The sequence below is a fragment of the Streptomyces smyrnaeus genome, from assembly GCF_017676345.1.
In the GTDB taxonomy this organism is placed as follows: domain Bacteria; phylum Actinomycetota; class Actinomycetes; order Streptomycetales; family Streptomycetaceae; genus Streptomyces; species Streptomyces smyrnaeus.
In genome coordinates this window covers 1-11,902 of record NZ_JAFFZM010000005.1, presented here as the reverse complement: position 1 = coordinate 11,902, position 11,902 = coordinate 1, and the positions used below count along the sequence as shown (strand labels likewise).

General features: G+C 73.5%; 9 protein-coding genes. 4 read left to right on the top strand and 5 right to left on the bottom strand.

Annotation, left to right across the window (positions count from 1 at the left end; translation table 11 throughout):
* Window positions 1–35 precede the first annotated feature (35 nt).
* On the top strand, window positions 36–947 hold the full coding sequence (locus JW613_RS09765; RefSeq protein WP_245225307.1) for a DMT family transporter: 912 nt from the start codon (window positions 36–38) through the stop codon (window positions 945–947).
* Window positions 948–958: 11 nt separating this feature from the next.
* Window positions 959–2,104 (top strand): serine hydrolase domain-containing protein, encoded by a 1,146-nt coding sequence (locus tag JW613_RS09760; protein WP_209210336.1) that lies wholly within the window; start codon window positions 959–961, stop codon window positions 2,102–2,104.
* Between the two features lie 10 nt (window positions 2,105–2,114).
* Here JW613_RS09760 and JW613_RS09755 read toward each other — a convergent pair whose 3' ends face one another.
* From JW613_RS09755 to JW613_RS09740, 4 genes are all read right to left on the bottom strand, one after another.
* Window positions 2,115–3,020 (bottom strand): hypothetical protein, encoded by a 906-nt coding sequence (locus JW613_RS09755; protein ID WP_209210335.1) that lies wholly within the window; start codon window positions 3,018–3,020, stop codon window positions 2,115–2,117.
* Window positions 3,021–3,168: 148 nt separating this feature from the next.
* A complete protein-coding gene (locus JW613_RS09750; protein WP_209210334.1) occupies window positions 3,169–3,405 on the bottom strand; it encodes a hypothetical protein in 237 nt (78 codons plus the stop codon).
* Between the two features lie 47 nt (window positions 3,406–3,452).
* Window positions 3,453–5,738: a 4-alpha-glucanotransferase gene (gene malQ / locus JW613_RS09745; RefSeq protein ID WP_209210333.1), complete on the bottom strand. Its 2,286-nt coding sequence runs from the start codon at window positions 5,736–5,738 to the stop codon at window positions 3,453–3,455.
* A complete protein-coding gene (locus JW613_RS09740; RefSeq protein ID WP_099880843.1) occupies window positions 5,738–6,019 on the bottom strand; it encodes a hypothetical protein in 282 nt (93 codons plus the stop codon). Before JW613_RS09740 ends, malQ begins: the two co-directional genes overlap by 1 nt.
* A 567-nt stretch (window positions 6,020–6,586) precedes the next feature.
* Between JW613_RS09740 and JW613_RS09735 the strand changes: the two genes are divergently transcribed.
* The gene (locus JW613_RS09735; RefSeq protein ID WP_209210662.1) at window positions 6,587–9,916 is read left to right on the top strand and encodes a glycoside hydrolase family 84 protein; all 3,330 of its coding nucleotides are present in this window, start codon (window positions 6,587–6,589) and stop codon (window positions 9,914–9,916) included.
* A 163-nt stretch (window positions 9,917–10,079) separates the two neighbouring features.
* Here JW613_RS09735 and JW613_RS09730 read toward each other — a convergent pair whose 3' ends face one another.
* The gene (locus tag JW613_RS09730) at window positions 10,080–10,619 is read right to left on the bottom strand and encodes an HNH endonuclease (protein WP_099880844.1); all 540 of its coding nucleotides are present in this window, start codon (window positions 10,617–10,619) and stop codon (window positions 10,080–10,082) included.
* 274 nt (window positions 10,620–10,893) lie between these two features.
* On the opposite strand from JW613_RS09730, the gene JW613_RS09725 reads away from it, so the two are divergent.
* Window positions 10,894–11,877, top strand: a complete 984-nt coding sequence (locus JW613_RS09725; RefSeq protein ID WP_099880846.1) for a mechanosensitive ion channel family protein — start codon at window positions 10,894–10,896, stop codon at window positions 11,875–11,877.
* The last annotated feature ends 25 nt before the right edge of the window (window positions 11,878–11,902 follow it).

Sequence of the window (11,902 nt, the reverse complement as noted above, 5' to 3'; positions counted from 1 at the left end):
TTTGCTTGAGAGTCACGGCAGGCAGAGTGGCTGTCATGACCACCACCGGGGAGGGAACGCAGCAGGCCGGATCCGCCGGGCCGGCCGGACGCAGCCCCGTCGTGCTGGCGGTGGCGGCGTCGGCGTGCATCTCCGCCTCCGCGATGTTCGTGAAGCTGTCCGGGGTCAACGCGGGCACCGCCGCCTTTCTGCGCTGCGTACTGGCTCTGGTCGCGCTGGTGCCCGTCGCACTGGCCGAACGCCGCCGTCTGGGGCCGCGACCGGCCCGCGCCCAACTGTTCGACCTGACGGCGGGTGCACTGCTGGGAGTCGACTTCGTCTTCTGGGCTCAGAGCATCCACGACGTGGGCTCGTCCATCGCCACCGTGCTGCTCAACATCCAGATCGCCGTCTTCCCGCTGCTCGCCCTGGTGGTCACCCGCACCAGGCCCGGCGCACGCTACTGGCGCACGCTGCCCGTGCTGCTGCTGGGCGTCGCACTGGCCAGCGGGGCGATCGGCCACCCCGAACCCGGCAGCAGCCCGGTCTCCGGGGTGCTCTACGGCGCCGCGGCAGGTGTGGCGTTCGCGGGCTATCTGTTCTTGACCCGGCTGGGCGGCGGCGGTGCGCACACCGTCCACCCGGTGTGCGTCTCCACCCTGGCCGCCGGCGTCACCTCCGGCGTGCTGGGGGCACTGTGGACGGGGGTCGACCCGGCGCCCGGCTGGGGGCCGCTGGGCTGGCTGGCGGTGATGTCGCTGTTCGGGCAGGTGCTGGCCCTGGTGCTGTTGGGCCCGGCACTGGCGCGGCTGGCGCCGGTCACCAGCGCCGCGCTGTTGCTGCTGCAGCCGGTGCTGGCGCTGGCGCTGGGCGTCGTCTTCCTCGGGGAACGACCCACGGTGACCCAGTTCGCCGGGTGCGTCCTGGTCGTCCTCGCCGTCTGGCACACCAGCCGGGCCGATCACTAGAGTCACCGTCCATGCACCTGTCGCGTGCCCTGCTCAGCGGGCTGATCGCCACCGTGACCGCGTGCGGGCTGGCCGTCAGTTCCTCCGCGGCTGCCGACCAGGGCCATGCGCGCACCCGGGAGGCCATGGAGGTCATGGTCGAACAGGACGGCGTCCCCGGAGTGCTGGCACAGGTGGAGGACGGCGCCGGAGCCTGGAGCGGCAGCGCGGGCACCGCCGACTACACCACCGGTCGCCCCAGACTGGCCCTGGACCGCTATCGGATCGGCAGCCTGACCAAGCCGTTCGTGGCGACCGTGCTGCTGCAGCTGGAATCGGAGGGCACGCTGCGGCTGGACGACCCGGTGGGCCGCTGGCTGCCCGACGTGCGGCTGGGCGAGTACGGCGCGGCCGTGGGCGGGCCGCATCGCAGCGTCACACTGCGCCAACTCCTCGGCCACACCAGTGGCATCCCGGACTACGCCGCCGATCCCGCGCTGCGCCGCACCTACTTCAGCCCGCGCTTCCTGGTGCACCGTTGGCACTCCCACACCCCCGAGAAGCTGATCGAACGCAGCCTGTCCCGGCCCCCGCTGTTCCCCCCGGGGACCCGGTGGAGCTACTCCAACACCAACTACCTGCTGGCCGGCATGGTCATCGAGCGGGCCACCGGACGCTCCTACGCGGCAGAGATCGAGCGCCGGATCCTGCGCCCGCTGAAGCTGGAGGACACCGCGCTGCCGGGCACCTCGTCCCGCATCCCGGGGCAGCACGGCAAGGAGTACTCCACGCTCTTCGTCCCCGGGGCACACCCACCGGTACGGGACGTCACCCGGCTCAACCCCTCGCTGGCCGGGGCCTCCGGCGAGATGATCTCCTCGGGCCGCGATCTGGTGCGGTTCATGCGCGCTCTGGTCACCGGACGGCTGCTGCCGCCCCGGCAGCTGGCCGAGATGCGGGCGACCCGCAAGGCCGGCTCCACCGACCGCTACGGGCTGGGGCTGACCGAGCGCACCCTCTCCTGCGGCGTCACGGTCTGGGGCCACGACGGCACCATCCATGGCTCCACCACGGCGGCCTACACCACGGCGGACGGCACACACACGGCCGCCTTCAACGTCAACGGCGACTGGTCGGGCGACACCCGGGACCTGTTCGAGGCGGAGTTCTGCCACTGAGCGCACCTGGTCAGCGCGGCAGGACCGCCACATACTCGGCGGGGTCCTGTTCGTCGGCCGCCATCAGTGCCGTCCTGACCACCGCGGCCTGCTGGGCGAGGGAGTCGCGCAGCTTCTCGGGGGTGACGTGGACGACGGTGATGCCCAGCTGCTCCAGCGCCTCCCGCTTGTGGGTGTACGCGTCCCAGGCCGCCTCCGCACCGGCCCGGGGGGTACGCGCGTCGATCTCCACCGCGACGGCCTGGTCGGGCCAGTAGGCGTCGACGGCGCCCAGGTGCGGGCCGCCGGGCACCCGCAGTTCGACGTTCCAGCAGGGGTCGGGCAGGCCGTGGCCGAAGACCATCTCGTACAGTCTGCCCTCGGTCAGCGCCCGCCCCTCCGCCAGCAGACTGTCCACGGCGTCCGCGACGTGCGGCAGACCCAGCAGCCGGGCTCTGGTCAACTCCCGTACCACCGGATGCGGCTCGCAGTGCCCGCCGCGCACCGCCTCGACCAGCAGCCGCCGCACCTCGTCGCCGTCCGCCAGCTGGGCCACCGCGTCGGCCAGCGCCCGCGGCACCGGCGCCACCGGCAGCCCGGTGATCAGCTCGGGCTCGGGCAGGATCCGGGTGCGCACCAGGTGCGCGGAGGTGTACGAGCAGGCCGCCGGGAGCGGCGCGCGGGCACCGGGACCGGTGGGCTCGCCCAGATCCGGGACCAGGACGTCGATCCGCTCCAGATCCAGCAGGGAAGGAGCGGAGGAGAAGCAGCGCAGGGCCAGCGCGGCCAGGCCCGTGATCATCGCGCGATGGGGCGCCGCGGGATGCGCTGTCGGCGGCGCGGCGGCGTCGCTCTGTGCGTACAGCAGCGCGGCGCGCAGCCGCTCCTCGCTGGTGGGCAGACCGGTACGGGGCGGCAGTGGTACTTCGTGCGTCATGCTGTGGGCGATTCCCCACTGCCCGCACGAAGCCAACGTGTGTGACACAGCTGTCACACAACGCGGACAACCCTGTACTAAAGCACGGGAGTTCGACGGCCGATAATGGCCCGGCCCGCCGAGGCCCGGCAGCGCGCCCCGTGTGGCGTCAGCTGTTCTTCTTGTGCCTGTCGCCGACCATGACGAGCCCGGCGATCAGCAGGAAGAGCACGATCGGCGCTGCGACGTACAGCCCCAGGGTCTCGGCGATGCTCAGGCCGGGGCCCGGGTCGTCGCCGTCGTCGCGGGTGAGCGCGAAGGCGGGGGACGACAGCAGCGTCATCAGCGTCACACCAGCGGTGACCGTACCTGCGCGCAGGGCGTTCTTGTTGACCTCGTTGCTCACGCAGCCAACATATCGGACGGGTTGTCGCACCGCGCGCCGGGGTGCTCTTATCGGGTCGTCGGCCCGGGCCCGCCGCGGCCCATGGCCCGGCGCAGCTCCGCGAACAGCTCATGGGCGCGGGGGGAGGCCACCAGTTGCTCCAGCGCGCGGGGCCGGCCCCGGGCGTCGGCCAGCGGAAGCCGCCAGTTGGGGTACTCGTCGCTGGTGCCCGGGACATTCTGCGCGCGCCGGTCCCCCACGGCGTCCGGCAGCCAGACACCGACCATCCGGGCGGGCGTCGCGGCGAGGAAACGGTAGACGGCCTTGATCTCGCCCTCCTCGTCCCCCGGGCCTTCCGGCAGCATCCCGAGGCGCTCGAACAGTGCGAGCCATTCGGCGAGTTCGGACCGCTGTGCGGCCCGCTCGGCCTCGGCGCTCCGGGTGAGCATGCCGAGGCGCTCGCGCAGCTCGACATGGGAACCGGTCAGCCGGGCCGCGGTGCTCGGCAGGTCGTGGGTGGTCGCCGTGGCCAGGCAGTCGGCCCGCCACCGCTCGGGCGGCAACGGCGCGGGCCGCCCACTCCCCGCGCCCGCGCCCTCCTCGGCGGCCCGGGTACCGCTGCGCGCGGCACCGCCCTTCCCGCCCTCCGCGGCGCCGCTCCCGTAGGCCCGCTCGAACCACAGCACCGAGGTGCCCAGTACCCGCCGGGCGGCCAGCTCCTCGCGGACACCCGGCTCGACGGTGCCCAGGTCCTCCCCGATGACTGCGGCACCCGCGCGGTGGGCCTCAAGGGCGAGGACGCCGTGCATGGCCTCGGTGTCGTACCGCACATAGGTGCCCTCGGTGGGCGGGCGGCCCTCGGGCACCCACCACAGCCGGGAGTGGCCCATCACATGGTCGACCCGCAGCGCGCCGGCGTGCCGGAAGAGCCCGGCGAGGATCTCGCGGTAGGGCGCGTACCCCTCGCGGGACAGCGCGTCGGGGCGCCAGGGCGGCAGCCCCCAGTCCTGGCCGCGGGCGTTGAACTCGTCGGGCGGGGCGCCGAGCGTCATGCCCTGGGCGAGGATGTCCTGGTGCGCCCAGGCGTCCGCGCCGCTGGGGTGCACACCGACGGCCAGGTCGTGCACCAGCCCGATCGCCATGCCGGCCTCGCGGGCGGTGTGCTGCGCCGCGGCGAGCTGGCAGTCGGTGAGCCAGGCGGTCCAGCTGTGGAAGTCGATCCGCTCCATGTGCTCGTCACGCGCGCGTGCCGTGCGCACCGAGCGGGGGTCGTCCAGGCCCGCGGGCCAGGAGCGCCAGTCGGGGCCGTGCAGTTCGGCCAGCGCGCACCAGGTGGCGTGGTCCTCCAGGGCCTGTCCGCGCTCGGCGAGGAAGTCGCAGTAGGCGGCCCGGCGCCCGGGGCTCAGCGGCACCGTGCGGACCAGCTCCAGCGCCGCGCGCTTCAGCTCCCAGACGGCGTCCCGGTCGATGTGCGCGGCACCGCGCAGCACCTTCTCGCGCAGGGCCGCGGCGCGCTGCAGCAGGGCGCCGGCCTCACGGCGCTGGGCCGGGTCGAGGTAGGCGTACTCGGGGATCTCCTCGACGCGCAGGTGCACCGGGTCGGGGAAGCGGCGGGAGGAGGGGCGGTAGGGCGAGGGGTCCGTGCGACCGCCCGGTGCGGCCGGTACGGCGGCGTGCAGCGGGTTGAGCTGGACGAAGTCGGCGCCCAGCGCGCGTCCCGCCCAGCCGGCGAGCTCGCTCAGATCGGCGAGGTCGCCCATGCCCCAGGAGCGGGTGGACAGCAGCGAGTACAGCTGCACCAGGAGGCCGTGCGCGCGTGTTGCTCCGGGGCGGGTCCCAGGCGCGGGAAAGACGTCGGGGGCGACGAGGAGCGTGCTGTGCGCGGAGCGCTCGTCGGGTGCGTGGGCCAGCAGGGTGTGGACGCCGGGCGGCAGCGCCGTCCTTGGGCCCCAGTCGAGCGTTTCGCCGCTCTCGGTGACGACGCGCAGCGCGGTGCCGTCCGGCAGCGCCGGACAGCCCGGCAGGCCGGACGGACCGGATGAGCCGGATAAGCCGGCGTGGGCGGCCGGCCCGGGGTGCCCGCCGGAGCGCAGCACGACGGTGGGAGGCAGCAGTCGGCGGCTGTCCCACTCGTGCTGCTCCAGCGCGGCACGGACGGCGCGCGGCGTCGAGGCGTCGACGCCCAGGGCCGCGAGCACGGCGACGACCGTCTCCTCGGGCACCTGGACCCGGTGGCCCGGTGCGGGCTCGTAGGAGAGCGAGACTCCGTGTGCCGCGGCGAGCCGCGCGACGGGGGTCCCCCCTGACGGGGTCCGGGGGAGCGTCCCCCCGGACGGAGTCTGGGGGAGGTCCATCAGATCTCCGCCGGCTCCGTGCCGTAACCGACCCCGGTGGGTTCGCTGGTCAGGGGCGCCTCTGCGAGCGGGGGCTCACTGGTCAGCGGGGTGGCGTCGGCGAGCGGGGGCTCGCTGGTGAGCGGTGCGTCGGCACAGCCGCAGGAGCACGAGCCGTCGAGTCCGGAGTCGGGGTCGGACACACCGGACAGGTCTACCGGCTCGTGCCCTCGTTTGGAGAGTGCGCGCTGTTGGGGCAGCGGGGTGAGAGCGGAGATCAGGAGTTCAGCGGACGCGGCCACGGGGGCCTCCGTTCGTTGACGAAACGTCGGTCACAACTCGCCCTACCCAGTCGACGGGCATGCAGACGTGTCCGAGGAAGGAACGTGTCCCAGCTCACGTCGGTTCCCACGGCGAATCAGCGACAGGGCGGGTCCCGGAAAGGAGAACCAAGGGACAAAACGGTCAACCAGCGCCAGTATTTGCGGACCCGCCTCCACGGGCGGCCCGCGGTCGGGCGCCCGCGGGCCGGGACGCCGGGCAGTCACCCGGCCAAAGCCCGCGACGGCCGCGCCGCTGAACCATAGAATCCGCGGGCGACCGCGTTTTGTGGCACGTCTGTGGCTTCCCGCGGTGCGCCGGATGGAGCCGCCGTGTCTATGGTGCTGGCGGAAGACACAGCGGCACGTACGGTACGCACGGCACGGGCGCGCGGCAGCGGCGTACGGAAGCTGGACGGAGGGGTTCCGGTCGGACATCGGGAGGCAGCGGTGGGGACAGCGCGCGGTGAGCACGACCCGGCGGTCCCGGGGGTCGGCACGGGCACCGTTGTGCCCCCGCGCTCCGGGATGCCTGGCGGCTGGGGCCGGATGGGAGCCGCCGCGCTCACGGCGGCGGTCGTCTCCGGCCTCCTCGGTGGCGTACCCGCACAGGCCGCCCCCCCGGCCACCCCGGACGGCCCGGCCGCCGGCAGCCCGGACGACGAGAGCTCACACGACGGGCTGCCCCCGGTCTGGCCGCGCCCCCAGTCGATGCGCGCCCAGGGCGAGTTCGTCCCGGCGGGTTCCGAGGCCACACTGATCGCCGACGAGAACGCGGACGAGTACGCCCTGCGGGTCGTCCGCGAAACACTGCGCGAGGCCGGCGTGCGCACGGTGCACGAGTCGCGTCCCGGCCGAAGCGGACATCTGCGGGGCCTCGTCGTGCGGGTCGGCACCGAGTCGGCCGGCCCCGCGCTGCGTGAGCTGCGCGCCCCCGCGCGCGGCGACCTGCCCGCGGGCGGCTACCGCCTGGCCTCCGGACAGGCGGGCGGGTACGAGACCGTGGCGCTCGAAGGGACGGACGGGGACGGGCTGTTCCACGCCGCGCAGACGCTGCGACAGCTCGCCACGCAGCGGGACGGCCGGCGCGGCTTCCCCGGCGTCGCGGTCCGCGACTGGCCGACCGCCTCCGTCCGCGGTACGACAGAGGGCTTCTACGGCCAGCCCTGGACGCACCAGGAACGCCTCTCCCAGCTGGACTTCCTGGGCCGTACGAAGCAGAACCGCTATCTGTACGCACCGGGCGACGACCCGTACCGCCAGGCGTCCCGCTGGCGCGACCCGTACCCGGCCGCGCAGCGCGCCGACTTCCGCGAGTTGGCCGAGCGGGCCGAGCGCAACCACGTCACCCTCGGCTGGGCGGTCTCGCCCGGCCAGGGGCTGTGCTTCTCCGCGCCGGACGACCGCAAGGCGCTGCTGCGCAAGCTCGACGCGATGCGGGCCCTGGGAGTGCGCGCCTTCCAGCTTCGTTTCGAGGACGTCAGCTACAGCGAATGGCACTGCGACAAGGACGCGGACACCTACGGCACCGGCCCCCGGGCGGCGGCACGCGCCCAGGCGGAGCTCGCCAACGCGGTCGCCGAGCACCTGGCCCGGCGCCATCCGGACGCGGCCCCGCTGTCCGTGGTGCCGACGGAGTTCTACCAGAAGGGCCGTACGGAGTACCGGGCCGCGCTCGCCGAGAAGCTGGACGACCGGGTGGAGATCGGCTGGAGCGGAGTAGGGGTGGTGCCCCGCACCATCACCGGCGCCGAACTGGCCCGCGCCCGTGACGCGTTCCCCCGCCACCGCCTGGTGACGATGGACAACTACCCGGTCAACGACTTCGCGTCCGACCGGATCTTCCTCGGCCCCTACCGCGGCCGCGAGCCCGCCGTCGCGACCGGCTCCGCCGCGCTGCTGACCAACGCGATGAAGCAGCCGACTGCTTCCCGCATTCCGCTGTTCACGGCCGCCGACTACGCCTGGAACCCGCGCGGCTACCGCCCCAAGGAGTCCTGGCAGGCCGCCATCGACGACCTGGCCGGGGGGCGCGGCAGCGCGTCGGGCACCCGGGCCGCCGTGCACGCGCTGGCCGGCAACGACGCCTCCTCGGTGCTCGGCAGCGACGAGTCGGCGTATGTGCGTCCGCTGCTGGACGCCTTCTGGAAGGCCTACGAGCACGGTGACGGCTCCGAGCTCGACGAGGCGGCCGACGAGCTGCGCAGCGCCTTCACAACGATGCGTACGGCCCCCTCCAAGGTGCCGGACGGGCTCGGCAAGGAGGTCGAACCGTGGCTGACCCAACTGTCGCGGCTCGGCGCCGCGGGCGAGGCGTCGGTCGACATGCTGGTCGCGCAGTCGCGCGGTGACGGGGCCGCCGCCTGGAAGGCGCAGTTGGAGGCGCGGCGGCTGCGCGCCGAGAGCACCAAGAGCGAGGTGACGGTCGGCAAGGGCGTGCTGGCCGACTTCACGGACAAGGCGCTCGACCTGTCCGACGGCTGGACGGGGGCCCAGCCGCCCGGTCCGGGTCCCAGGTCCAAGGACAGGACCGGGTCCAAGGACAGGCCCGGATCCGGGGACGGGCCGAAGGCCCGGCCGCAGGACGGGCGCGGCCGGCAGCTCCCGGTGAGCGGCGGCCCGCAGGGCGCCCCGCACCACCCGCTCTCCTCGGCGGCGGACGGCGACCCGAGCACCTCCTACCGGGCGGCGACGAGCCCGGCCGCCGACACCTTCGCGCCCGAGCGCCCGCCCATGCTCGTCCCGCCGTCCGCCGCCGACACAGCCGGTGCGACCACCGACACAGCCGGTGCGGCCGGTGCCGCGAAGAAGGGCGACGACGGGCACCACGAGCGCACTGCCGGAGGACTGACCGTACGACTGCCCAAGCCGCGCCCGCTGCGCGCCGTCACGGTGCTGACCGGCCCGCACTCGGGCACCCGGGGCGCGGTCGAGGCGCATCTGCCCGGCAAGGGGTGGCAGCGGCTGGGGGCCCTCTCGCAGACCGGCTGGACGCAGCTGACCGCCGGTCGGCACGGCGCCGCGGAGGCGGACGCGCTGCGGCTGGTGTGGAGCGAGCAGACGAAACCGCCGGTCGTCCACGAGATCACGCCCTGGTACGCCGACACCCCGGCGGCCTCGCTGTCGCTGCCCCGTACGACCGTGGACGCGGAGATCGGCGGCGGTACCGCCCGGGCCACGGCGCGGCTGGGCGGGAACCGGCCCACCGACGTACGCGGCAGGGTCACCGCGAAGGCACCCAAGGGCTTCACCGTGCGGACACCGCTGCGCACCACCGTGCGGCGGGGCAGCACCACCGAGGTGCCGCTGCGCATCAGCGCCGACAGCTCGGTCAAGGCGGGCAGTTACCGCATCCCCGTCTCGTTCGGCGGCGAGCGGGTCACGCTCACCGTACGGGCCTACCCGCGCACGTCCGGACCGGATCTGGCCCGGCACGCACAGGTGACGTCCTCCGGGGACGAGACCAAGGACTTCCCCGCGGCCGCGGTGGCCGACGGCAAGCGCGGCACACGGTGGTCCTCGCCCGCCGAGGACGGCGAGTGGGTGCAGCTGAAGCTGGGCGAACCGGCACGGGTGGGGCAGGTCGTGCTGCGCTGGCAGGACGCCTACCCCTCGCACTACCGCGTGCAGGTCTCCCCCGACGGCAAGCGCTGGCGCACCGCGGCCACGGTGCGGGACGGCGAGGGCGGCAAGGAGTCGGTCCGGATGGACGCCCCCAGGGACACCCGCTATGTGCGGGTGGTCGGCGACAAGCGGGCGACACGCTTCGGGATCTCGCTGTGGTCGGTGGAGATCTACGGCGTGGACAGCGCGGGCCGGGCCAAGCACGCCCGGCGGGATGGCGACGGCGACCGCGACGGCGGCTCGGGCGCCCGGTAGCTCCCCGCCCAGCAGCTCCCCGGAGCGGCAGCGGGGGCGCCGCCGGGCGGCACCCCCACGGGGGCGGGACCGTCACGGAGCGGGACCGTCACGGGTTGCCGCACAGGCGTCACAGCGAGCGCGCGGGCGCGACAGAGCGTGCGGGCATAACAAAGCCCGGGTCTCAGACAGGGGTTCTGCCGTCGATCCGGGCGAGATCATCGTCCGCGCCGTATGGCTGCAGATAGGGCAGCCAGCGCGGATCCCTATGCCCCGTGCCGATGATGCGCCAGGCGAGGCCGGAGGGCGGGGCGGGTTGGTGGCGCAACCGCCAGCCCAGCTCGGCGACATGGCGGTCGGCTTTCACATGGTTGCAGCGGCGGCAGGCCGCCACCACGTTCTCCCAGGCGTGCGCCCCTCCGCGGCTGCGCGGGATCACATGGTCGACGCTGGTTGCGACGCCACCGCAGTAGGCGCATCGGCCGCCGTCCCTGGCGAACAGGGCGCGGCGGGTGAGGGGGACGCTGCCCCGAAAGGGCACCCTCACGAACCGCTTGAGGCGGACGACGCTGGGGGCGGGTATGACATGGGTCGCGCTGTGCATCAGGGCGCCGGAGTCCTCCAGGCTGATCGCCTTCCCGTTGAGGACGAGTACGAGCGCGCGGCGAAGCGGTACGACGCCGAGCGGCTCGTACGACGCGTTGAGGACCAGGACATGCGGCACGGTGCCTCCTTGTACGTCGGCGGCGCGTGGCTCGCGCCGTGACGATCTCCCCTCAGTGTGTCCCGTGCCCTGGTGACTTCGCCACCACGACCGGGCAACGAGCTGAGCGTGTTTTGGACCACACCGGCTACCTCCCCCGTGGATCAGCGATCTCACTCGAACACCTGGCCTCATACTGCTCCAAGGCATCAAATGTGAAGCCCTTGCGCCGTTAGTGTGGTCCTGGCATTCGTACGGGTGCCTTGCGGATGTGTCTCGCACGGAAGGTCAACCTGTGTACTGGCTGCTCAGCGCATCCCCTACGCCCGACGGCCCCCAGCCGCCGCGGTCCCTGGAGGACGCCCAGGACAGCGCGGGCGAAGCCGCCGGATGGGTCCAGGAGAACTGGTCGGACTGGCTCGCCACGGGCCTGCGGATCGTCTTCGTCTGCGTCGTCGCGGTCGTGCTGCGCTATCTGATCCGGCGCGCGATCACCCAGCTGATAACGCGGATGAACCGCAGGGCCGAGATCGCCGACAGCGGCAACGCCCTGCGCGGACTCCTGGTGAGCGGCGAGCGCCGCAGACAGCGGTCCCAGGCGATCGGCTCCATCCTGCGCAGCGTGGCCTCGTTCGTGATCATGGGCACTGCCGCGATGACGGTGCTCTCCGGACTCGGGATCAACCTCGCGCCGCTGCTGGCCAGCGCCGGTGTCGCGGGCGTAGCACTGGGCTTCGGCGCCCGCGACCTGGTCAAGGACGTACTGGCGGGTATGTTCATGCTCCTGGAGGACCAGTACGGGGTCGGCGACCGGGTGGACGCGGGAGAGGCGTCCGGTGTCGTCCTGGAGATCGGTCTGCGGGTGACGCAGCTGCGCGGCGACGACGGCGAGATCTGGTACATCCGCAACGGCGAGATCAAGCGCATCGGCAACCTCAGCCAGGGCTGGTCCATGGCCTCGCTCGACGTCCGGGTACGCGCCGACGAGGACTTGGACGCGGTACGGGACGTCGTCGTCGCGGCGGGCGAGGAGATGGGCAAGCAGCGGCCCTGGGACGAGATCCTGTGGGAGCCCGTCCAGGTGCTCGGCCTGGACGAGGTGACGCTGGAGTCCATGGTGCTGCGGGTGTCGGTCAAGACGATGCCCGAGAAGAACCTGCCGGTGGAGCGGGAGCTGCGCTGGCGCATCAAGAAGGCCCTGGACGAGCGCGGCATCCAACTCGTGGACGAACCGTCCCTCGCTCTGCAGGCCGTACGGCCCCCGTCGCTGGAGAAGTAGCTCCCCAGGGCGCCGGGAAGCCGCC